19 protein-coding genes are annotated in these 23508 nt (G+C 37.9%); 16 read left to right on the forward strand and 3 right to left on the reverse strand.

Annotated elements, in window-relative coordinates; all coding sequences use genetic code 11:
- Positions 1-281 precede the first annotated feature (281 nt).
- Positions 282-1754 (reverse strand): aminotransferase class V-fold PLP-dependent enzyme, encoded by a 1473-nt coding sequence (locus U8D43_RS19615; protein ID WP_335872857.1) that lies wholly within the window; start codon positions 1752-1754, stop codon positions 282-284.
- A 340-nt stretch (positions 1755-2094) separates the two neighbouring features.
- On the opposite strand from U8D43_RS19615, the gene yfmF reads away from it, so the two are divergent.
- The 16 genes from yfmF to rlmN all read left to right on the forward strand — a co-directional run bounded on the left by yfmF (position 2095) and on the right by rlmN (position 21106).
- Entirely contained in the window at positions 2095-3375 is a 1281-nt protein-coding gene (gene yfmF, locus U8D43_RS19620) for an EF-P 5-aminopentanol modification-associated protein YfmF (RefSeq protein WP_335872858.1), read from the forward strand.
- Positions 3372-4661: an EF-P 5-aminopentanol modification-associated protein YfmH gene (yfmH, locus tag U8D43_RS19625; protein WP_335872859.1), complete on the forward strand. Its 1290-nt coding sequence runs from the start codon at positions 3372-3374 to the stop codon at positions 4659-4661. Before yfmF ends, yfmH begins: the two co-directional genes overlap by 4 nt.
- A 563-nt stretch (positions 4662-5224) precedes the next feature.
- Positions 5225-5953 (forward strand): elongation factor P 5-aminopentanone reductase, encoded by a 729-nt coding sequence (gene ymfI / locus U8D43_RS19630; RefSeq protein WP_335872860.1) that lies wholly within the window; start codon positions 5225-5227, stop codon positions 5951-5953.
- Between the two features lie 73 nt (positions 5954-6026).
- On the forward strand, positions 6027-6275 hold the full coding sequence (locus U8D43_RS19635) for a DUF3243 domain-containing protein (RefSeq protein ID WP_335872861.1): 249 nt from the start codon (positions 6027-6029) through the stop codon (positions 6273-6275).
- A 164-nt stretch (positions 6276-6439) separates the two neighbouring features.
- Entirely contained in the window at positions 6440-7231 is a 792-nt protein-coding gene (locus tag U8D43_RS19640; protein WP_335872862.1) for a YmfK family protein, read from the forward strand.
- Positions 7232-7249: 18 nt separating this feature from the next.
- Positions 7250-8140, forward strand: a complete 891-nt coding sequence (locus U8D43_RS19645) for a helix-turn-helix domain-containing protein (RefSeq protein ID WP_335872863.1) — start codon at positions 7250-7252, stop codon at positions 8138-8140.
- A gap of 58 nt (positions 8141-8198) precedes the next feature.
- Positions 8199-8777 carry a CDP-diacylglycerol--glycerol-3-phosphate 3-phosphatidyltransferase gene (gene pgsA, locus U8D43_RS19650; protein ID WP_335872864.1) on the forward strand — a complete coding sequence of 193 codons (579 nt, stop codon included), beginning with the start codon at positions 8199-8201 and terminating at the stop codon, positions 8775-8777.
- A gap of 23 nt (positions 8778-8800) precedes the next feature.
- Positions 8801-10039 (forward strand): competence/damage-inducible protein A, encoded by a 1239-nt coding sequence (locus U8D43_RS19655; RefSeq protein WP_335872865.1) that lies wholly within the window; start codon positions 8801-8803, stop codon positions 10037-10039.
- Positions 10040-11046: 1007 nt separating this feature from the next.
- The gene (gene recA, locus U8D43_RS19660; protein ID WP_335872866.1) at positions 11047-12072 is read left to right on the forward strand and encodes a recombinase RecA; all 1026 of its coding nucleotides are present in this window, start codon (positions 11047-11049) and stop codon (positions 12070-12072) included.
- A gap of 230 nt (positions 12073-12302) precedes the next feature.
- Entirely contained in the window at positions 12303-13868 is a 1566-nt protein-coding gene (gene rny, locus U8D43_RS19665) for a ribonuclease Y (RefSeq protein WP_335872867.1), read from the forward strand.
- Positions 13869-14144: 276 nt separating this feature from the next.
- Positions 14145-14942 carry a TIGR00282 family metallophosphoesterase gene (locus U8D43_RS19670; RefSeq protein WP_335872868.1) on the forward strand — a complete coding sequence of 266 codons (798 nt, stop codon included), beginning with the start codon at positions 14145-14147 and terminating at the stop codon, positions 14940-14942.
- 408 nt (positions 14943-15350) lie between these two features.
- The gene (spoVS, locus tag U8D43_RS19675) at positions 15351-15611 is read left to right on the forward strand and encodes a stage V sporulation protein SpoVS (RefSeq protein WP_335872869.1); all 261 of its coding nucleotides are present in this window, start codon (positions 15351-15353) and stop codon (positions 15609-15611) included.
- Between the two features lie 414 nt (positions 15612-16025).
- A complete protein-coding gene (locus U8D43_RS19680) occupies positions 16026-16943 on the forward strand; it encodes a dipeptidase (RefSeq protein ID WP_335872870.1) in 918 nt (305 codons plus the stop codon).
- Between the two features lie 256 nt (positions 16944-17199).
- Positions 17200-18942, forward strand: a complete 1743-nt coding sequence (locus U8D43_RS19685) for a 2-oxoacid:acceptor oxidoreductase subunit alpha (RefSeq protein WP_335872871.1) — start codon at positions 17200-17202, stop codon at positions 18940-18942.
- Positions 18943-19809 carry a 2-oxoacid:ferredoxin oxidoreductase subunit beta gene (locus U8D43_RS19690; RefSeq protein WP_335872872.1) on the forward strand — a complete coding sequence of 289 codons (867 nt, stop codon included), beginning with the start codon at positions 18943-18945 and terminating at the stop codon, positions 19807-19809.
- Positions 19810-20035: 226 nt separating this feature from the next.
- Complete coding sequence (gene rlmN / locus U8D43_RS19695) at positions 20036-21106, forward strand: dual-specificity RNA methyltransferase RlmN (protein ID WP_335872873.1); 1071 nt, start codon at positions 20036-20038, stop codon at positions 21104-21106.
- A 744-nt stretch (positions 21107-21850) separates the two neighbouring features.
- Here rlmN and U8D43_RS19700 read toward each other — a convergent pair.
- Positions 21851-22360 carry a DUF3916 domain-containing protein gene (locus U8D43_RS19700; protein WP_335872874.1) on the reverse strand — a complete coding sequence of 170 codons (510 nt, stop codon included), beginning with the start codon at positions 22358-22360 and terminating at the stop codon, positions 21851-21853.
- 502 nt (positions 22361-22862) lie between these two features.
- A complete protein-coding gene (locus tag U8D43_RS19705; RefSeq protein ID WP_335872875.1) occupies positions 22863-23288 on the reverse strand; it encodes a hypothetical protein in 426 nt (141 codons plus the stop codon).
- Between the last annotated feature and the right edge of the window lie 220 nt (positions 23289-23508).

Consider the following 23508-nt stretch of genomic DNA (forward strand, 5'->3'; position numbering starts at 1 on the left):
CTATGAGGTAGATATCCAAAAATCAAAACCAGCTTAAATCAAGTAATGGTGCCATAGCCAATCTTTAAAAATGGTCATTCCATTTTAGGGAGGGTGCTTTTTTGTGTCAAAATCAGCATCAAAACCCATTTTCGTATAAAAAGGTCCTTTATATGTGAGTGAACAAAGAATATGAATGATGAATGTAGGGTTTATAACAAAATAAACACGCTCAGATTTTTGCTTGTCTGAGCGTGTCTATTTTTATGCCATTTTTCTAAATACTTACACGGACTACCGGCTTATTTTCCTTTTTCTTGAGAAAAGGAAAAGTATGGAGATAGATCTAGATTTTTTTGGTCAATATGGTGATAATCATTTAATTGCGGAACGTGCTCGTATTGAACAGATAGCTCCTCGATGTTTTCAATTATCTCTCTTAAGGAGGAGATAAAATAAAGAACATCTTTATCTTGCATCGTAGGGTGCAGTGAGACGCGAATCCAGCCGGGTTTTGCCACCAAGCCACCAAGATCGATTTGTGACGAAATGGAATGGGAAGTCTCTTCATCAATATTGAGCAAATAATGACCATATGTTCCGGCGCATGAACAACCACCACGAACTTGAATACCATATAAATCATTTAACAATCGAACAATTAAGTTAAAATGAATACCCTCAACAAAAAAGGAGACAATCGGTAGCCTTTTGGTATGTTGATCTGCCATAATTTTCACTTTATCTATTTGAGATAATCGGGTAAATAATAAATCTAGTAACTCTTCTTCTCTTCTTTCCATTTGTTCTACGCCCATTGCTTCCTTTAATTCTATGCAAAGAGCGGTGCGAATGGTTTGGAGGAAACCAGGCGTTCCACCATCTTCTCTTTCTTCGATGTTACGAATATACCCTCGGCCTCCCCAAGGATTTGTCCACGTTACCGTACCACCTCCAGGTTGATCTGGGATTTGATTTTGATACAAATTCGAGTCGAAAATCAATACACCACTAGTACCTGGTCCACCGAGAAACTTATGTGGAGAGAAGACAATAGCATCCAATTTTTCAAGCGGATCATCAGGATGCATATTGATCGAAACATAAGGTGCTGATGCAGCAAAATCGATTATCGCAATGCCGTTATGAATGTGCATCATTCTTGCTAGCGTGTGATACGGAGTTTGAATGCCTGACACATTGGAGCATGCAGAAAAGGCCCCAATTTTTCGTTTTCTTGCTTTATACCGTTGAAGAAGCTGATCAAACGCCTGCAAATCAATTAAACCTTCCTCATTGGGAGGAATCACGACAACATCTCCAATCGTTTCAATCCATGATGTATGATTGGAATGATGCTCCATATGCGTAATGAACACTACCGGCTTGTCTTCTAGGGCTAATTCTTTTTTGTCAAAGTGCTCAGGATATTTTAAACAAAGTAGTCGCTGCAGTTTGTTAATGACACCGGTCATACCGGTTCCTTGGGTGATAATCACATCTTGTTCATTAGCATTTACGTGTTTTTTAATAATATGGTGTGCATGTTTATACGATCGAGTCATGAATTGTCCCGTCCAATTGGATTCGGTATGAGTATTAGCTACAAATGGTCCAAAATCAGATCGCATCTTTTCTTCAAGTGGAGCATACAATCTCCCGCTTGCTACCCAATCAAAATAATGAATTTGTTTTTCTCCGAATGGCGTGTTGAAAGGGTGGAGATGACCAATTATTCCTTTTCTAAATGGTTCAAAATATTGTTCTAGATTCATTATACATCCCCCTGATTCCGCTCCAACTAGTCAACGTATGAATTAATAATATCGCGTTGATGGAAGTGTCGCTATAACTTTTTCTTTCTTTATTTTAACAGAATTCTTTCCAAAACATGAATGTTGATTTAAAGAAATAACACAGAGGAGAAGATTTGATTCCAAGAGTCAACTAATATCAGTAAATTTGTAGTGATATAAATTGCATAATTCATCATAAAAAGGTAATTACTTGTAGGATTAATTCAAAAACATGTATAGTTAAAATAACTTATATGAAAACTAACCCCAACAGTTGTCTGCAATTCTAACGAGTACCGAGGAAAAGGAGGAAAATAAAATGAGTTTGGTCAAAGAAAGTGTGTTCAAGCAACCGGGATACAATCTACATGTGGTGAAAACAGATAAATATAAAACCAATACATTAGTGTGGAAAATGAAAGCACCCTTAATGAGGGAAGATGTGACGGTAAGAGGTCTGTTGCCATATATTTTACAAAGTAGCACAGCAAATTACCCCACAACAACAAAGCTGAGATCCTATTTAGATGAATTGTATGGGGCAAGCTTTTTTGTGGATTTAAGCAAAAAAGGGGAACGCCATGTGATGAGCTTTTCGGTTGAGGTCGCCAATGAAAAATTTCTAAAAGACCCCACCCCTCTTCTAAAAAAAGCTTTGGCCTTTCTAGCAGAAGTGGTGTTACAACCCAATCTTAAAGATGGTGCTTTTCATACGGATGTCGTAGAACAAGAGAAAAAAAATCAAAAACAACGAATACAATCAATCTATGATGATAAAATGCGTTTTTCGAGTGCAAGACTGGTGCAAGAAATGTGTAAAGGTGAGCCCTACGCACTTCAGCCAGCTGGAATAAAAGAAGAAGTGGACAAGATGACAACACAAGACATTTATGATTATTACCTGAAAGCAATTAACAAAGATGAACTGGATTTATACGTGATTGGGGATGTGGAGGACGAAGAAGTTAAGAGTATTTGTTCGGACCTTTTTTCATTATCTGAGAGACCTTCCCAAACAGGAAACACCTCAAACCGAAAAAAACAAGAAGAGGTTCATGTTGTGACTGAAAAGCAACAAGTCAATCAAGGGAAGCTGAATATTGGCTACCGAACCAATGTTACATACGGGGAGCGAGATTATTATGCTCTTCAAGTATTTAATGGAATCTTCGGAGGATTCTCACACAGTAAGTTATTTATTAATGTTCGTGAAAAAGCAAGTTTGGCCTATTATGCGGCGAGTCGATTAGAGAGTCACAAAGGGCTGATGATGGTCATGTCTGGAATTGATATGAAAAATTATGATCAAGCCGTCACGATTATTAAGGAACAAATGCAAGAAATGATTAATGGGAACTTTACAGATGGAGAATTGAATCAGACGAAAGCGGTCATTCGAAATCAATTATTAGAAACAATTGATACTTCTCGTGGAATAGTTGAAGTGTTGTATCATAATGTTGTCGCAAAAGCGGATGTAAAGTTAACAGATTGGCTTGAGTCTATTGAATCAATTACAAAAGAAGAAGTAACGGAAGTAGCCAGTAAAATTCAAATGGACACGATTTACTTTTTAACAGGTCTGGAGGGAGACGAATGAAGAACATCCAATTTAATCAGTTACAAGAAGAACTTTTTTATGAGAAGATGGAGAACGGTCTTGATGTCTATATCCTTCCAAAGAAAGGATTTAACAAGACTTATGCAACGTTTACAACTAAATATGGCTCTATCGATAACCATTTTGTACCGATGAAAAATGAAGAATTTAAAAAGGTACCAGATGGTATTGCTCACTTCTTAGAGCATAAGTTATTCGAAAAAGAGGATGGGGATGTTTTTCAGCAATTCAGTAAGCAAGGAGCATCTGCGAATGCTTTTACATCTTTCACACGCACAGCTTATTTATTCTCCAGCACTTCGAATGTAGAAGGAAATCTTGAAACTCTCATGGACTTTGTTCAGGAACCATTTTTTTCTGAAAAATCAGTAGAAAAAGAAAAAGGTATCATTGGTCAAGAAATCCGGATGTACGACGACAACCCTGATTGGCGTTTATATTTTGGGTTGATTCAAAATATGTTTCAAGAACACCCAGTGAAGATAGATATCGCGGGAACGGTCGAATCCATCAGTGACATCACCGAAGACTTGCTATATGAATGTTATGAAACTTTTTATCATCCTAGTAATATGCTTCTCTTTGTGATTGGACCCGTTCAACCTCAAGAAATAATGGAGCAAATTCGAAATAACCAAAACAAAAAAGTATTTCAAAACCAACCGGAAATTCAACGGAAATTCGATCAAGAACCAAGTTCAGTGGATCAGTCCAAAAAGGTGTTAAAAATGAATGTTCAGTCCTCCAAATGCTTGGTCGGAATTAAAGCGATTGATATTGAACAAACGGGGAAAGAAATGCTCAAGAACGAATTAACAGTCAATGTATTACTTGATATGTTGTTTGGGAAAAGTTCAGGCCCTTATTTTGAATTATATAATGAAGGGTTGATTGATGACAGCTTCTCTTATGACTATACTCAAGAAAATGGATTCGGTTTTTCGATGGTTGGTGGCGACACTGATAATCCGGATGAATTGGCTGATAGAATCAAATCTATTCTCCTGCAAGCAAAAGAGGAGAAACAGTTAACCGAAGAAAGCCTAGAGCGAACAAAGAAAAAGAAAATAGGTGGATTTTTACGTGCAGTGAATTCCCCGGAGTATATTGCCAATCAATTTACTCGGTACGCATTTAATGAAATGGATTTATTTGAAGTGGTGCCAACCTTAGAGGAAATTACTTTCCAAGATATCATAACGATAGCGAAAAGATTCATTGATGAAGAGAGAATGACGGTGTGCCAAGTGGTGCCGAATTCTTAAAAGAATGCTCTTTCTATACAAAGAGGATATTTTGGTATAGCTAAATTATTTATCATATCCCTAATAAATCTGTAACGTATCATTATTGTGAGTAAAATGGCTTTTTTTATGGTAGACGGTGATGCTGTGATCGCTCCCATAAAGTTATTCGTATTCATTGTGGCTACTTCGTCTGGTTTTGGTTGGAATCCTCCATTCTGTTGCGGATCTCGGTCATACTTAGACGAAAAGTTGCCTTGAGTCGAGCCTTTTAACGAAATAGAACGGATCTGTTAACGACCTAAAATAAAAAGAAGCTTTCCAAAATGGAGATGCTTCTTTTTATTCATGGCTGTTTTCGCAGAGATTGTGGACTTTTGAAAAGGATGAAAAACGAGAGATGTTTGATTTCGTCCTCTTTTCCAATACATAGTAACTATTTTGTCTGAATTTAGATGGTACCCACTATTTTGCTGTTGATTTCAAGAGAAAATAGACGAAAAGATGACCCTGAACTGAGCTATATAACCTTTTATAGAGTGGTTCAAAAACAACCTAAATAAAAGAAAGAAGGTGAGCTAACGATGATTACAGCTAAATACGCGCTTATCACCGGGGCAAGTGGGGGAATAGGAGGGGCGGTTGCTAGAAAGCTTGCATCACAGGGATGGAACTTGTATTTACACTATAGTCAACAGGCTAAATCGGTAATGAAGTTGATGGATGAACTGAAACAAGAGTTTAATATTGAGGTAATTCCTATTCAAGCTGATTTTTCTAATCCTGATCAGGCACTTGAACTTACACAGCATATTTTCTCATTACATAGTATTATTTGCTGTTCTGGTACGGCACTTTATGGGCTTTTTCAAGATATAAAGCAGCAAGAAATTGATGATCTTTGGAATATTCATATGAAAAGTCCGATGCTCCTGATTCAAAACTTACTGCCAAAGCTATTCCGTACAAAGGGAAATGTAGTCATGATCTCATCTGTGTGGGGACAGACGGGAGCAGCGTGTGAAGTCGTCTACTCTGCCGTAAAGGGAGCGCAACTTTCATTTGTGAAAGCACTAGCAAAAGAAGTATCAAGAAATGGTGTTCGCGTTAATGCAGTCGCTCCAGGAATTGTTGATACAAACATGATGAAGGATTTTACGGAAGCAGAGGTAGAGGAATTACAGGAGGAAATACCTATAGGTAGATTTGCTTTGTCCAGAGAAATTGCTGATGCAGTTTTTTATTTAACCTCAGAGCAATCGACTTATGTGACAGGCCATGTATTGTCAGTAAATGGTGGGTGGCATATTTAACAATTGAATAGATGAATAAATTTTTTCACTTGTCGCAAACTATGACTGTACTTAGAATATGGGAGGTTTCAGCATGAGTGTTTTAGACAATTGGCAAGAATGGAAGAGCTTTCTGGGAGACCGTCTTGATCATGCCGAACAAGATGGCATGAACAAAAATGTGATTAATGATTTAGCTTTCGAAATTGGCGGATATTTAGCCAAAGAGGTGGAAGCAAAAAATGAGCAAGAAAAAGTGTTGGCTGATCTTTGGTCTGTTGCATCTCAAGAAGAGCAGCATGCGATCGCTAATATGATGGTCAAGTTGGTACAACAAAGCTAGATGAAGGGAGAGAGGAGGAATCCTCTCTTTTTTTTTTGAAATCATTGAAGCAAAACTCGTAATTCTTTCCTTATATGTTAAAATCATATATGATGGATATAACGTATAGACATTTTCAACAGATTCCTATACTGATACAAAAGCGAAGAAACTGGGAGGTTGTTATGGCAAGAACAGAATGGTATTTAGAATATGAAATTCAAAAAAACCGACCAGGACTTCTTGGAGATATCTCTTCTTTACTTGGTATGCTTTCGATTAACATTGTGACAATTAATGGTGTGGATGAGGGTAGACGGGGTATGCTATTATTAGCAGATCATACTGCTCAAATCATTCGTTTAGAGTCCATTCTACGAACGATGGATACAATAAATGTGACCAAGATTCGAGAACCAAAGCTTAGGGATCGTTTAGCGGTTCGCCACGGACGATACATTCAACGAGATGCTGATGATAAAAAGACATTTAGATTTATTCGAGATGAATTAGGATTGCTCGTTGATTTCTTGGCTGAACTATTCAAACAAGAAGGACATAAATTAATTGGGATTCGTGGGATGCCTAGAGTAGGGAAAACAGAGTCCATCGTTGCTTCAAGTGTTTGTGCGAATAAAAAATGGCTATTTGTTTCCTCAACCTTGCTCAAACAGACTATCCGAAGTCAATTAATCCAAGATGAATACAATTCAAATAATATCTTTATACTGGATGGAATTGTTTCAACCAAATCGACCAATGAAAAGCATTGGCAACTTGTAAGAGAAATTATGAGAATGTCAGCCGTTAAAGTCATTGAACATCCAGATATCTTTGTGCAAAATTCAGAATATTCCATGGAAGATTTTGATTATTTTATTGAATTACGAAATGATCCAGAAGAAGAAATTACATACGAATTGGTTGAACGAAATCAATTTTTTCAAGAAAATGATTTTGGTGGCTTTGATTTTTAATGTTAGAAGGTGGTAGTGTTGACAGAACTAGGAGCACGTTTAAAAGCAGCTCGCGAAGAAAAAGGATATGATTTAGAAGATCTTCAAAGAATCACAAAAATCCAAAAACGATATTTGCAAGGAATTGAAGAAGGAAATTACGATTTAATGCCTGGAAAATTTTATGTGAGGGCCTTTATCAAGCAATATGCTGAATCGGTAGGACTTCATCCTGAACAGCTATTTGATGAGCACGCGAATGAAATTCCAGTGGCACAAAGTAGTGAGCTCCCGGAAACATTATCACGAGTGAGTTCTCGCAGGAAAGTGTCTGATTCCACATCAAAGTTTATGGATGTGTTACCGAAACTTCTCATTCTGTTGTTGGCAATTGGGGCGATTGTTATCGTGTGGTTTTTATATGACAAGTACTTCGTATCGGAAGATCCATTAAAGGAAAATAATCCAACTGAAAATACGGTAAATATGGAAACAAAAGATAATGGTTCTCTACAAGAGGAATCAAACGATGAATCTGCGAACAGCGAAGAGGATAATTCAAACAGTGAGACAGAAGAAGCGAAACCAATTGAAAATACACCAGAGCCTCAAGAACTGTCAGTTGTCGAAGTTAGTGGCACTCAGACCACTTATGCCTTGAAAAATGCAAAAGAATTTCAGTTAGAACTAACGGCTTCTAAAGATGGAGCTTCTTGGGTAGAGGTATATAACGCTGACAATGAGCAACTTTATTTTGCTATGTTGGCGGATGGAGAAAAGATCTCCTATGACCTTAAGGGAAATGAACAAGCGTTAATTAAAATCGGCAGAATACTTGACGTTACGATGAAACTAAACGGTGAACCCGTAAAGTTTGAGCTTGAAGATGTTTCGCAAAAATTTATTATCCAAAACAGTCCGGCAGAATAGTCATCTTTACGGGTGACTATTTTTGCTTATGTACTCATTGAATCTTGGAGGGAAAAACATGAATCTACCGAATAAAATTACCATTTCTAGAATATTTATGATCCCAGTTTTTTTAATTTTTATGCTCGTTCCGTTTGGGTGGGGTGACATTACTGTACTGGGTACCACGATGCCAATAGCTCATTTCGTATCGGCTATTATTTTTATTATCGCTTCTACAACCGATTGGGTAGATGGTTATTATGCAAGAAAATATAATATGGTTACAAATCTAGGTAAATTTTTAGACCCGTTAGCAGACAAACTTCTTGTTTCAGCCGCTTTTATCGTGTTAGTGGATCTTGAATTAGCTTCAACTTGGATTGTCATCTTGATCATTTCTAGAGAATTTGCGGTAACGGGCTTGCGCCTTGTTTTAGCAGGTACAGGTGAGGTCGTTGCAGCAAATCAGTTAGGTAAAATTAAAACATGGGCTCAAATCGTCGCTATTTCCGCACTGCTATTGCATAATATTCTTTTTCAAAGTATCTCAATACCATTTGCAACGATTGCCCTGTGGGTTGCTTTATTCTTTACGATTTGGTCTGGCTGGGATTATTTTTATAAAAATAGAGCGGCTTTTAAAAATTCAAAATAGCCTAGTACAGGAGGGTGAATAATATGCATGCTGAAATAATTGCGATCGGATCGGAACTCCTTCTTGGACAAATTGTTAACACTAATGCGAAATATTTATCAAATGAATTAGCGGATATTGGGATATCCGTTTTTCATCATACGGTTGTAGGAGATAACAAAGACCGACTTAAAAATGCAATTGAAATTGCGGAATCTCGTGCATCGCTCATACTTTTCACGGGTGGGCTCGGTCCGACTAAAGATGATTTAACAAAGGAAACGATCGCTGATCATCTAGGTGTTGAGTTAGAATACAACGAGGAAGCAATGGAACGGATTCAAGGGTACTACCAAAAAGTGAATAAAACGATGTCAGAAAATAATCGTAAGCAAGCACTTATTCTTCAACAGTCGCGTGTATTACCGAATGATTTTGGTATGGCCCCAGGTATGTTCTACAAAGGGAAGAACCATCAATACATGCTGTTGCCAGGTCCACCTAGGGAATTAGAGCCTATGTTTAATTTATATGCCCGACCTATTTTGATGGCTGAAACAAATGAAAAACAAGTCATTAAATCGAGAGTGTTACGTTTTTTTGGGATAGGTGAGTCACAGTTGGAGACAGATATCATGGATATTATTGATACCCAAACCAATCCGACTGTTGCACCTTTAGCTGATGACGGGGAAGTGACACTACGATTGACTGCCAAACATACGAATGTGATCGAAGCGGATAAGCTCTTGCAGGGAATAGAAGCTCGGATCACAGAGCGTGTAGGTGAATACTTATATGGGTACAATGATACTTCTCTGATGAATGAAGTTGTCCATTTCTTAAAGAAGCAAGGGAAAACAATTGCGACAGCTGAAAGTTTAACAGGTGGTATGTTTAGTTCAGCCCTTACCTCATATGCAGGGATTAGCGCAAGCTTTCTTGGTGGAATCGTTTGTTATTCCAATGATGCGAAGCAAAATTTTTTAGATGTTTCTACAGAAACGCTGTCCTCAAAAGGAGCGGTAAGTGGCGAATGTGCTGCTGAACTTGCAGGAAATATACGTAACAAAATGAACAGTGATCTAGGAATTAGCTTTACGGGTGTCGCGGGACCAAATTCAAGTGAAGGGAAAGAAGTGGGGACTGTCTATATCGGTTTAGCCATCAAAGGACAAAAAACGAACGTCTATTCGCTTCAGCTTGCTGGGAATCGTGAATCAATTCGAATGCGTGCTGTAAAATATGGATGCTACTATTTATTGAAACAATTACAAAAATAATCTGTGAACCCATTTCTTAGGACAGAAATGGGCTTTATTGAATTAGCTGTGTTAAACAATTCTGTTAATATAGACTTATCAATCTCAGTCATTCAATAATGCGAAATATAAGGTGAACAACTAGATGAAAATTCCTTTGAAGAAGATCAACCAGGAGACTAGTAAACTGCGTGCTTCAGGCCAGTATCGTCTGAAGGAATTTTTCATTTTAGGTGTAATTTTGTTCAAAAAAATATGGCTATTCGCACTTTTTGTGGAGAGTAGCATTGATGGACATGCAATAAGAAGCTTGACTTCAAAGCGAAATGTTTTTTATTTGTGACAGGATATCTCGCCCACCCCTCCATATAAAGCCAAAAAAAGATTACCCCATTGTAATGTACTATGAACCAATTAAGAATAGTTTTGTGATTTTCATGTTGTTAAGGATCCTCTATTATTTATTCAGTAGTATTAGATTACGATTTTAATTCTTATTTAGTATGCTAGTAGAATAGGAGGTTTTGTTGTTTTCGAAGCTGTCTCAAAACTATGATATAGACTGGTTTCAAGTCACTGTTTTTGTAATTATTTGAATGTTTATTCTGCAAATGTAGATGCTTACCCAAAAAGAGGGATCAATAGCAACAATATATACGAAAGATTTCATGGCGGCGATCTCACCGCCACCATCTACCATGAAAAAAATTCATTTCAAGCTCAATAATGGTTTGAGACTGATTTATTTCCCCCAAGCTAATTAATTTAGCGATGATTATATATTATTTTTTTCAGACAAAGGGCGTACTAAAAAACAAAAATGTTTGTCGAGACTGTCTTTTACATGAAGTAGTGAGGGAATTGACGGGATAATAATTGGGGATTTATTACAGCAAAAAGCGAACATTTATTCGTCTTTTTACTTGGCAAATGTTTAAAAGTGGTTTATAGTAGAGAAAGGTTTTGAATTAGATAGTTTATCTAATATAACGAAGAAATAGAATGAGAGTATAGAGGAGGAAATATGTATGAGTGATCGTAAAGCGGCCTTAGATATGGCGCTAAAACAAATAGAAAAGCAATTTGGTAAAGGATCCATTATGAAACTTGGAGAGCAAGCAGAACGTCGAATTTCTACATTTCCAAGTGGTTCACTAGCATTGGATGCAGCGTTAGGGATAGGTGGGTACCCTCGAGGTCGAATTATTGAAACATACGGTCCTGAAAGTTCAGGTAAAACAACGGTTGCCCTTCATGCGATTGCTGAAGTACAAGCTCAAGGTGGTCAAGCTGCTTTTATCGATGCAGAACATGCTTTAGATCCAGTTTATGCACAAAAATTGGGCGTCAATATTGATGAACTTCTATTATCTCAACCTGATACAGGAGAACAAGCGCTTGAAATCGCTGAAGCCCTTGTACGTAGTGGTGCAGTAGACATTTTAGTCATTGACTCTGTTGCTGCTCTTGTACCTAAGGCAGAGATTGAAGGCGAAATGGGAGACGCTCACGTAGGTTTACAAGCTCGTTTAATGTCACAAGCTCTGCGTAAGCTTTCTGGTGCGATTAATAAATCGAATACTATTGCGATTTTTATTAACCAGATTCGTGAAAAAGTCGGTGTGATGTTTGGTAATCCTGAAGTGACACCAGGAGGTCGTGCACTGAAATTCTATTCTTCTGTTCGTTTAGAAGTTCGTCGTGGAGAAACCTTGAAACAAGGTAATGAAATGGTCGGGAATAAAACACGAATCAAAGTCGTGAAAAACAAAGTAGCTCCGCCGTTTCGCTTAGCCGAAGTGGATATCATGTATGGTGAAGGGATATCAAAAGAAGGCGAAATTATCGATTTAGGCTCAGAGTTAGAAATCGTTCAAAAAAGTGGTTCTTGGTATTCGTATAACGAAGAACGTTTAGGGCAAGGACGAGAAAATGCCAAGCAATTTTTAAAAGAAAACCCAGAAATTCGTCATGAAATTATGATGAAGATTCGTGACCACTATGGCTTAGACGCTTCAGTGACCGATGAAGGCCAGGACGAATTGGACATTTAATTTCGGAAGGCCCAGCTTGGAGCTGGGCCTTTTCGTGGAATAGATTTCCTTTATCATTGCGTACCCCTTGACAATAAAAATCTGCGCACTTAAAATTAACTTGTATAATTTTTAAATTTTTCAATGAGTATTTGAAAAAATTAGAGCTGTATATTGAAAAATATGAACCAATGTAGCAGCCGACATGTTAAAAACATGAGTTAAAGTTCATAGCAAGAGGAGGTGAAATGATGGACAATCCAATTATATTCATCATCTCCATTTTGCTTGGCCTAATCGTAGGTGTAGTTGTTGGCTATTTTATACGTAAATCGATTGCGGAAGCTAAAATTTCAGGGGCAAAACATGCTGCAGAGCAAATTTTTGAAGATGCCAAGCGAGAAGCGGAAGCACTTAAAAAGGAAGCGCTGTTAGAGGCAAAAGATGAAAATCATAAGCTTCGAACTGAGACAGAACGTGAACTTCGTGAACGAAGAAATGAATTGCAAAAACAGGAAAATCGGTTAATGCATAAAGAGGAGAATCTTGATCGAAAAGACGAATCCCTTTCAAAACGTGAGACGACTTTAGAGCGTAAAGAGGATACTCTGATAAACAGACAACAACATATTGAAGAGACGGAAAGCAAAGTGGACGAGATGATACGATCCCAACAAACAGAACTTGAACGTATCTCAGGTCTAACAAGGGACGAAGCAAGATCAATCATTCTAGATCGTGTAGAAAGCGAGCTTTCCCATGATATTGCTATTATGGTAAAAGAGTATGAAAATCGTGCTAAGGAAGATGGAGATAAGAAGGCTAAAGAAATTCTTTCTCTAGCGATCCAACGTTGTGCAGCAGAACATGTTGCAGAAACAACAGTTTCGGTAGTCAATCTACCTAATGATGAGATGAAGGGTAGGATTATCGGTCGTGAAGGTCGAAATATTCGTACACTTGAAACGCTTACAGGTATTGATCTAATCATTGATGACACACCGGAAGCCGTTATTTTATCAGGATTTGACCCGATCCGTCGTGAAACCGCCCGAATTGCACTTGAAAAACTTGTTCAAGACGGAAGGATTCATCCTGCTCGTATTGAAGAGATGGTTGAAAAATCAAGACGTGAAGTGGATGAATACATTCGCGAAGTAGGGGAACAAACCACATTTGAAGTGGGAGTTCACGGGCTACACCCAGATTTGATTAAGATCCTAGGTCGACTGAAGTATCGTACAAGCTACGGTCAAAACGTGCTAAAACATTCAGTGGAAGTAGCTTTCTTATCTGGATTACTTGCGGCGGAATTAGGCGAAGATGAGAATCTCGCTCGTCGTGCTGGATTACTTCATGATATTGGAAAAGCCATTGATCATGAGGTTGAAGGAAGCCATGTAGAGATCGGTGTAGAGTTAGCAACTAAGTACAAAGAGCACCCTGTTGTTATCAATTCAATTGCTTCTCATCACGGGGATACGGATCCAACCTCAGTTATCGCTGTTCTAGTAGCTGCTGCTGATGCCTTATCTGCAGCACGCCCAGGAGCAAGAAGCGAAACGTTGGAAAACTATATTCGACGCCTAGAGAAGCTTGAAGATATTTCTGAATCCTATGAAGGTGTTGAAAAATCATTTGCCATACAGGCCGGCCGTGAGGTTCGAATCATGGTTCGCCCAGAAAGCATTGATGATTTAGATGCACATCGATTAGCAAGAGATATTAGAAAGCGAATTGAAGAAGAATTAGATTATCCAGGGCATATTAAGGTAACCGTTATTCGTGAAACAAGAGCAGTAGAATATGCAAAATAAAAAAACTGTTAGAGTGAAAACTCTAACAGTTTTTTGTTGTTAATGACGGTCTAATAGAAAATAGGCTGTAGTGATATTTCTGGAGAGTAGCGAGAATTTCCAAAGTGATATTTTGCTTAAAATGCTTTCTTTCATTTTAGATTATGATGAGTAACAATTAATCACTATTGGTTCACTTGCATAAATGAGGAATGCAAGTGCAATGAATCGCATTGGTGTCAAAACATAGAATTATGGTAAAATAGTCGAGAACTTTAAAATAGAGAGGGCTTTTCTATGCAACTATTATTTATCGGAGATGTCGTCGGATCACCTGGTCGAGAGATGATTGAGACGTATCTTCCAAAATTAAAAGAAAAATATCGACCACATTTTACGATTGTAAATGGTGAAAACGCCGCCGGAGGCCGAGGGATTACCGATAAAATATATCGTAAATTTCTTGAATCGGGTGCGAATGTAGTAACGTTAGGTAATCATGCTTGGGACAATCGTGAAATTTATGATTTTATTGACGGAGCGAAATCATTGGTTCGTCCGGCAAATTTCCCTTATGGTGCACCAGGACAGGGACTTGTTTTTCAGAAATTTAATGCGCTAGAAATCGCAGTAATTAATCTGCAAGCTCGCACATTTATGCCTGCTTTGGATTGTCCGTTCCAAGTAGCTGATGAGTTAATTGAAGAAGCACAAAAAAGAACCAATATTATCTTTGTCGATTTTCACGGGGAAGCAACGAGTGAAAAACAAGCGATGGGTTGGTATCTAGATGGACGAGTGACGGCAGTAATTGGGACGCATACTCATGTACAGACTGCGGATGAACGTATTTTACCTAGTGGGACGGCGTACTTGTCGGATGTAGGAATGACGGGACCTTATGATGGCATTTTAGGGATGGAACGAGAAGCAGTCATTGGTCGATTTTTATCGTCATTACCTACACGTTTTGAAGTCCCTAAAGAAGGACGAACGCAACTGAGTGCATGTTTGATTGACATTAATGAAAAGACCGGAAATGCGAAGAAAATTCAACGTATTTTAATTAATGACGATCATCCCTTTTACCTGTGATTTAGGTTGATTTCACAAAAAAGTTCCTTTCCGAATGGCTCTTCTCATATGCATTGTGGCTATCACATCTGATGTTTGGTTAAATCGCCCATTCATTGTTGATTTCCATCAAAAATGGGCGAAATGATGCCTGAAACAAGGCTATATCACCGTTTATTGACGGGTATGCTCTTTTCATATAACCAACTCAAGTACTTAACTACATCTCTCTTAAAGTTAGGATTGGTAATTACAAAAATCAAGTTCTACTAAGTAAGAGTAAAAGGTATTAAGAAATGTTCCTTGATATCACAAGCTTCTCCTCTTTTTTGTACAAGCTGGAATAGTTTTCAGATTTCATGAATATAGTAGCAATGGAATCAGTTTTACCAAGTATTCGGTTTGGGGAAAAGACAAGGAGGAAAAGGAATGGAAATATTAAAAGTTTCAGCAAAATCTAATCCTAATTCTGTGGCTGGTGCACTTGCCGGTGTTCTTCGTGAGAGAGGAAAGGCTGAAATACAGGCAATCGGAGCAGGAGCATTAAATCAAGCGGTCAAAGCTGTAGCCATTGCAAGGGGATTTGTTGCACCTAGTGGTGTTGATTTAATATGTATTCCGGCTTTTACCGATATCATGATCGATAATGAGGAAAGAACTGCGATAAAATTAATAATTGAACCAAGATAAACGTAAAAGTCTGTAAATCCAAGAATGGTTTACAGACTTTTTTGCGTAGTAGAGGATAAATATTTATCGTCTTTTAGAAAGGAACTTAGTCTATTTTTAGCTGAAATCCTCTATTTTGTAAATGATTCCCATAAGATATAGACGAAAGGATACTCCGAATCAAAGGGATATTAATATTTGTAGCCTGATCCGAAAAAAACAAACTTTGCGAAGACAGCCTATAGATAAAATAGTTAGGTTGATAGTGTCCCTCTGAATTTTCCTTAATAATCTTACTCTATCTAGGAATTTCAAGGTGAACTAGTTATTCGTGAATAGCTAGTGGGTCTTGGTGCATTCAATTAACCATTTACAGGGGGAAAAGACCAGCCCCCCTATAGGAATATTTACCAACTGGAAATGGAGGTGAATGCTTTGATTTTTGATGCCCATTGTGACGTTTTATATAAATTATTTCAACAACCATCGCTTAAGTTCACAGATGCAGAGGAGTTACATATAACGGCAAAACAATTAAAAAGTCATCAAAGTAAGGTCCAGTTATTTGCCATTTTTCTGCCCCCGAGTCTTGTGCCAGGTGAGCGATTTAAAGCGGCATTGAAAATGATCGACCTATTTTATGAACGCGTGTTAGCGCCACACCCATTTATGAAAATGGTTAAGACAAGGAATGACATTGAAAACTTACTCGAGCACGAAGTAGGTGCTATGCTGACATTAGAAGGTTGTGAAGCTATTGAAGGGGATCTGTTAAAACTAACCACCCTTCTGCGGCTAGGAGTGGCGTCTGTCGGGCTTACATGGAATTGGGCAAATGAAGTGGCGGATGGAGCAATGGAAACGAGAGGAGCCGGTCTAACAAGGTTTGGGGAGGGTGTCATCCAAACGATTAATCAATATAAATATTGGACCGATGTCTCTCATTTAAGCGATCGAGCTTTTTGGGATACAATTGAACGCGCGAAGTACCCTGTTGCATCCCATTCGAATTCTTATACTATCTGCCCCCATCCACGAAACTTACGAGATGATCAAGTGAGAGCAATCGTTAGCAAAAAGGGATGTATTGGAATGACCTTTGTTCCATTTTTTGTGAATAATAGTGGACAGTCTTCCATTACGGATCTTATTCGCCACATCGAACGGTTTTGTGAGCTTGGGGCGGCCAATCATATTGGGTTTGGATCTGACTTTGATGGCATTGACGAAACCATTCCAGGATTGAGCTCTTTTAAAGACTACGATCGTTTGATTCACGAGTTACACCGATACTATTCGCCAGCACAGGTTAACAAGTTTTTATTCGGAAATTTTATAAATGCATTGCCTTAATAAAGGGGAGAGATCTTCAGTTCGAGGGAGAGGATTCATTTACCTCAAAAAAACAATTTCTATTAACTAGAGAAATTGTTTTTTTGATTTCGGAAAAATTCGAGAAACGGGGAAGAATCAAATGAAAAGGCTTACATTTGATTTCTCCTCTTTTCTAGCTTATATAAAGGAGAAATTCTAGTAGTTGCTAACAAAAAATGATAAACTAAATGAGTAAGTTTACGTTATGAACGTGTTTAAAAGGGGTGTTTTGTTAATGATTCAGCAACTTTCATGGAAAGTTGGTGGCCAGCAAGGTGAAGGAATTGAAAGTACAGGAGAAATTTTCTCTATGGCTTTAAATCGCCTAGGCTACTATTTATATGGCTATCGTCACTTCTCTTCTCGCATAAAGGGAGGACACACTAACAACAAGATTCGAGTAAGTACGAAACAAGTTCGCGCGATTGCGGATGATTTAGATATCCTTGTGGCATTTGATCAAGAAACAATCGATGTCAATTATAAAGAGCTTCATGATAAAGGCATTATCATTGCCGACAGTAAATTCAAGCCTGTAAACCCTGAAGACTCAGACGCTTCCCTCTATTCAGTAGCCTTTACAGCAATCGCTACTGAGCTTGGAACGTCCTTGATGAAAAACATGGTAGCAGTAGGGGCAACCTGTGCAGTGCTAAATCTGCAACCGTCTGTTTTTTATGATGTGGTTCAAGAAATATTTGGACGCAAAGGGGAAGCAGTAGTAGAGAAAAATATGGAAGCTGTTCGCCTGGGTTATGCAATAATGACCGAACAAATGGGCGAAAAAGTGGGAGAATTGGAATTAGAACCGGCCGATGGAAATCAGCGGATGTTCATGATTGGCAATGATGCGATCGCTTTAGGTGCTTTAGCCGGTGGTGTTCGTCTGATGGCGGCGTACCCGATTACTCCTGCTTCTGAAATAATGGAGTATTTGATTAAGAAGCTTCCAACGGTTGGTGGGGCTGTCATTCAAACAGAAGATGAAATTGCTGCTGCAACGATGGCGATTGGTTCTAATTATGCTGGGGTCCGTTCTTTTACAGCGTCAGCGGGTCCAGGGTTATCGTTAATGATGGAGGCCATTGGTCTTTCTGGTATGACCGAAACACCGCTTGTTGTAGTTGATACCCAGCGTGGTGGTCCTTCAACGGGCTTGCCTACAAAGCAAGAACAGTCTGATCTAATGGCTATGATTTATGGTACACATGGAGAAATTCCGAAAATTGTTCTAGCGCCAAGTACTGTACAGGAAGCCTTCTATGACACGGTTGAAGCGTTCAATTTAGCGGAAGAATATCAGTGTCCAGTCATCATTTTGTCCGATCTACAGTTGTCTCTTGGGAAACAATCTGTCGAGCTCCTTGATTTTAGTAAAGTTGAAATTCGTCGCGGAAAACTCAAAACCGACGAAACAGAACTTGATGAACTTGAAGCGAAAAAATACTTCAAGCGCTATGAAGTGACCGAAGAGGGAGTTTCCCCTCGAGTAATTCCAGGAATGAAAAATGGTATTCATCATGTAACAGGTGTAGAGCATGATGAAACAGGCAGGCCATCTGAATCACCAGCAAACCGTAAAGCACAAATGGATAAACGGATGCGAAAGGTGAATAATATTGGCTTTGCCAATCCTGTTCATGTAAATGCCCCGCACGGAGAAGCTGATTTATTACTTGTTGGCTTTAACTCTACACGTGGAGCGATAGAAGAAGCAATGGAACGACTTGAGAAGGATGGTATACGCGTTAATCATGCGCATATACGTCAAGTCCATCCATTTCCAACAGATGAACTGACACCGCTTGTGCAAAATTCAAATAAAGTGGTTGTTATTGAAAATAATGCTACAGGTCAACTAGCGAATATTATCAAAATGAATGTAGGATATGCTGGGAAAATTTCGAGCTATACGAAATATGATGGTACGCCTTTCCTGCCGTATGAAATTCATTTAAAGTGCAAGGAGTTGAACTAAATGGCGACCTTTAAAGAGTTTAGAAATAATGTAAAACCCAATTGGTGCCCAGGTTGTGGTGATTTTTCTGTCCAAGCTGCCATTCAGCGTGCAGCAGCTAATAATGGCTTAGAACCTGAACAATTGGCTGTTATCTCTGGGATAGGATGTTCTGGCCGAATTTCAGGCTATATCAATTCCTATGGTCTCCATGGCATTCACGGACGTGCGCTTCCGATTGCTCAAGGCGTAAAAATGGCCAATCGTGATTTAAAAGTCATCGCTTCCGGTGGTGATGGCGATGGATTTGCCATTGGACTAGGACACACAATTCATGCAATCCGCAGGAATGTCGACATCACTTATATTGTGATGGATAATCAGATTTATGGATTAACGAAAGGGCAGACTTCTCCTCGATCGGCGGCAGGTTTTATAACAAAATCTACTCCTGAGGGAGCCATTGAACCAGCCCTAGCCCCAATGGAGATGGCTTTAACAGCTGGTGCAACATTTGTAGCTCAAAGTTTTTCCACAGATTTAAAAGAATTAACGTCCTTAATTGAAGCAGGTTTAAATCATAGTGGCTTCTCCTTGATAAATGTCTTCAGTCCTTGTGTCACTTACAATAAAATTAATACGTACGAGTGGTTTAAAGAGAACTTAACAAAATTGAGTGACATAGAAGAATATGATCCTACAAATCGTGAAAAAGCGATGAGTACACTAATGAAACATGAGGGGCTAGTAACCGGATTGATTTATCAAAACTCAGAGCAACCTTCTTACCAAGAACTCGTGAAACACTATAGTGAAGAACCATTGTCACAGCATGATTTGAATCTGTCAGCAGAAACATTTGATGAACTTGTGAAAGAATTTATGTAAAGATGTACGAAGAAAAGGATCCTTTTAGAGGGTCCTTTTTTGGCAAGTAGGGAATAAAACCCTATACCTACTCTAAAAGGGTGATTATTAGTTTTAAAACATAATTTTTATACAGGAATCCGGAATGCCAAATTTTCACAACTGGGCTAAAAAACTTGATTCATTCGCAATCTTTGAGTAGTATAGATAAGTAGAAAATTGTAACGTTTTGAAATGAGGGTTTCACATGGAGAAAACATCCATATACGGATTAACATTAGAACAACTAACAACCTGGCTTGTTCAACACGGTGAGAAAAAATTCCGTGCAGCACAAGTGTGGGATTGGTTATATAAAAAGAGAGTCACCCAGTTTTCACAAATGAAAAATTTGAATGCAAACTGTGTCCAACTTCTAGATGATTATTTTCACATTCAAACATTAGTTCAAGAAGTGAAGCAAGAATCCAAAGATGGTACGATTAAATTTCTATTCAAACTTCAAGATGGCAATTTAATTGAAACGGTTTTAATGCGATTTAAGTACGGACTATCAGTTTGTGTCACCACTCAAGTTGGCTGCAATATCGGCTGTACATTTTGTGCAAGTGGTCTTTTAAAGAAAAATCGTGACTTGTCGAGTGGAGAAATTGTTGAACAGATTATGAATGTGCAACATCATCTTGATGCTGCAGGGAATGATGAGCGGGTGAGTCACATCGTGGTCATGGGGATTGGAGAACCTTTCGACAATTATGATAATATGATGGACTTCTTCCGTGTAGTGAACGATCAAAAAGGTCTTTCTATAGGTGCACGCCACATCACTGTTTCTACAAGTGGTCTTGCCGATAAAATTTATCAATTTGCTGATGAAGATTTACAGATTAATTTAGCCGTTTCCTTGCATGCACCAAACAATGAATTACGCACAAAAATTATGAAAATCAACCGTGCATATCCATTAGAAAAGTTAATGCCTGCGATTGATTATTATTTAGAGAAAACGAATCGCCGGATTACCTTTGAATATATTTTACTCAGTGATGTAAATGACCATAAAGCTGAGGCGCTTCAATTGGCGAAATTGCTCAAAAATAAACGTCATTTATCGTACGTTAACTTGATTCCATATAATCCAGTTGATGAGCATAATCAATACCAGCGTAGTACGAAAGAAGCAATTGTGAGCTTTTACGGAACCCTTTTGGAACAAGGCATTAACTGCGGAGTTCGTGTTGAACAGGGAACCGATATTGATGCTGCTTGCGGTCAGTTAAGAAGTAAACAAATAAAAAAAGATAAAGCTCGCTCTTAATTGTAGTTAAAAACACACAAATTCAATTGAATTTGTGTGTTTTAGTTTAGTTTCAAGAAAGTAGAGAATTGGTGGTATAGGAGCCAATAGATCAAATTCCTTTAGAATACCTGCAAATATTTTTGTTGAAGTAAAAAAGTTCTTCCAGTCTGTTTAAAATCTCAGTTTTTATTTAAATTAGACTGTTTTCGTAAAGTTTGTTGCATTTTGTACTAGACTATAATCGGTAATCTCTCTTTGTTTCGGGCATCATTTCGTCTATTTTTAATGGAAATCAACAGTGAAATGGGCGATTTAATCAAAAATCAGATGAAATAGCCACAATATGTACGAAAAGAGCCTCGACAAAAGAAGCACCCATCCTAAGAAATCTGATTAATATATAGATGATCCATTTAAAGTTAAAGGCAGAATCATGCTCTCTTTGGTCTCACGATAAGAAAATGGATCCCTCCAAGTATTCTTGTGGCAGTTACTTGTTCTCTTTATAAATGGCTTTGTTAAATACTATGGCTCTTTTCGAGTCCTGGCACAAAGAAAAAACAGGCAGTAAGGTTTTTTCGACTGATCTCTTATTTTTTATCTAGAAATGGAGAATTTTACATGAGGAAAAGAGCACGAAGTCATACAAATCATTGGATATATTCCTACTCGAAAAGCCGTAATCTTTGTGAAAACAGCCTATAATATTGATGATTTTCTAATTCAGAGAAGGGAGAGGAGAATTTAGAAGCCCATTGAAGTTTAGTGTAATTCCCCTATAAACCAAATTTCACCTTCATAGCAGTATCGATCCTCGTCAGTAATTGATTCTTCAAAACCTAATATTTGTAAATCTTTTTGAAAGGTTAATCCCCATTCAGTTTGAATGTTTCTATTATTAGAGAGAGGAAGCCATTTTTGAGATTCGTCATTCCTGTTAAAGAATTCATTAAAATAAGAGTCACCCTTAAAGACAATAATTTGAGAACTCCATAAATTAGGTAAAACAATTGTGGCCACTATTCGATATTTCTCTCTATCATTTGGCTTCAGTTCAATAAGATGTTCAGCTTTAGCTAAAAGAGTTTGCATGCAGACTCTTTTGGTTTTTTTTGGCGTTTTGACAGAATTTATAAAGCCTTGAGCAACTGGTAGGAGTAGACGCCAGTAACCATTGTGAAATTCTGTTGGAAACTCAGATGTATTTTCTTCAATTCGTTTTATAAGATTTTTAGATTTACGTTTAATTCCTCTTACTCTTTTCTCCCGCATACTATTTCTCCTCAATCATATTTACCATAACTTAAGTTCTGGATTCTTCAAAGTTCATACGTCCAGTAGTATCTTCACTTACGGTGCATGATAATGCCCTAGAAAATGGTGGTGAACTTAGTTTCCATGCCATTAAATCAGTCAATTCAGCTTTTGTGAGTGCTGAGGTAGTTATTTGCATTTTGGATATGGAACATAATTTTATTGTGTTTTACCATCAGATTTGAACCGATAATGCTCTAATTTTTTATCAGTAGAATAGGTTAGTATGCCCCTCAATCCTCTGCGCAAAGAGCAATGGAAGCAGTAAATTTTGACCGATTGTTTTATCCCATCGCGTCATTACAAACCGTGCCTGAACATTCATTTTTGAAATGGTGGATTTTTGATGGTCGCAAGCAACCCGAGCACAGACTTGTTATTTATTATTTAACTACTGAATACCTTCTCTTTTTCTTAGGCTCTTTTCGTATACATTGTGGACATTTCAACATATTTTTGATTAAATCTTCCGTTTCAGGATTGATGCCCGAAACAAAGCTATATCATAGAGGATAAACTGATTCGAAAAGCCACAAACTTTGCGAAAACAGCCTTTTCTTAACTTTAACCCCTGAAGTACAAGAATAGTATCTCTAACTTTATTGACGATGTCCCCTGCAATAAATGGATTCATAATAATCAAAACAGGCTTTGAACATAATAATAGGCTAAAACCTAAAGCAAGAACAGGTGAGATGACTATTTTCCACATGTAAAATGATTCAAACCAGCCCACACTATGGAGCACTTTTATTATCGGTAAATGAAGGATATAAATAAAGGCTGTTTTCTGTCCATAATCAGAAAGGAAGTTTCTTTTTTTAGGAACCCACGGGAGAAAGGGGAAAATACCCAACATCATCACACCATAGACGACCAGCCTCATTAGTATTCCTTCTAAACTAGCAAATGAATTTCTTCCTAGCAATAGACCTCGAGATGCGGATAAAGAAAATAAACTTACCTGAATTATTCATACTTCCTTGCTAAACTAAATATGTAACCCAAACGGTCTTCTTTTCAATATGATTGGAAAAAGGATAGGTGTTTTCTCTTCTTTTGATGTGATTTTCTCTGATCTAGTTGGAATTAGTCGGATTTTGGGC

Origin of the sequence: Bacillus sp. 2205SS5-2, from assembly GCF_037024155.1 — a bacterium.
GTDB lineage: Bacteria > Bacillota > Bacilli > Bacillales > Bacillaceae_K > Bacillus_CI.

Excerpts from the sequence above, each read along its gene's own strand:
- U8D43_RS19705 (WP_335872875.1), bottom strand. The coding sequence starts at position 23,288 with ATGAGGCTGGTCGTCTATGGTGTGATGATGTTGGGTATTTTCCCCTTT.
- U8D43_RS19690 (WP_335872872.1), top strand. The coding sequence starts at position 18,943 with ATGGCGACCTTTAAAGAGTTTAGAAATAATGTAAAACCCAATTGGTGC.
- U8D43_RS19655 (WP_335872865.1), top strand. The coding sequence starts at position 8,801 with ATGCATGCTGAAATAATTGCGATCGGATCGGAACTCCTTCTTGGACAA.
- U8D43_RS19615 (WP_335872857.1), bottom strand. The coding sequence starts at position 1,754 with ATGAATCTAGAACAATATTTTGAACCATTTAGAAAAGGAATAATTGGT.
- U8D43_RS19640 (WP_335872862.1), top strand. The coding sequence starts at position 6,440 with ATGGCAAGAACAGAATGGTATTTAGAATATGAAATTCAAAAAAACCGA.
- ymfI (WP_335872860.1), top strand. The coding sequence starts at position 5,225 with ATGATTACAGCTAAATACGCGCTTATCACCGGGGCAAGTGGGGGAATA.
- U8D43_RS19635 (WP_335872861.1), top strand. The coding sequence starts at position 6,027 with ATGAGTGTTTTAGACAATTGGCAAGAATGGAAGAGCTTTCTGGGAGAC.
- rlmN (WP_335872873.1), top strand. The coding sequence starts at position 20,036 with ATGGAGAAAACATCCATATACGGATTAACATTAGAACAACTAACAACC.
- U8D43_RS19685 (WP_335872871.1), top strand. The coding sequence starts at position 17,200 with ATGATTCAGCAACTTTCATGGAAAGTTGGTGGCCAGCAAGGTGAAGGA.
- yfmF (WP_335872858.1), top strand. The coding sequence starts at position 2,095 with ATGAGTTTGGTCAAAGAAAGTGTGTTCAAGCAACCGGGATACAATCTA.
- pgsA (WP_335872864.1), top strand. The coding sequence starts at position 8,199 with ATGAATCTACCGAATAAAATTACCATTTCTAGAATATTTATGATCCCA.
- spoVS (WP_335872869.1), top strand. The coding sequence starts at position 15,351 with ATGGAAATATTAAAAGTTTCAGCAAAATCTAATCCTAATTCTGTGGCT.
- rny (WP_335872867.1), top strand. The coding sequence starts at position 12,303 with ATGGACAATCCAATTATATTCATCATCTCCATTTTGCTTGGCCTAATC.
- U8D43_RS19670 (WP_335872868.1), top strand. The coding sequence starts at position 14,145 with ATGCAACTATTATTTATCGGAGATGTCGTCGGATCACCTGGTCGAGAG.
- yfmH (WP_335872859.1), top strand. The coding sequence starts at position 3,372 with ATGAAGAACATCCAATTTAATCAGTTACAAGAAGAACTTTTTTATGAG.
- U8D43_RS19700 (WP_335872874.1), bottom strand. The coding sequence starts at position 22,360 with ATGCGGGAGAAAAGAGTAAGAGGAATTAAACGTAAATCTAAAAATCTT.
- recA (WP_335872866.1), top strand. The coding sequence starts at position 11,047 with ATGAGTGATCGTAAAGCGGCCTTAGATATGGCGCTAAAACAAATAGAA.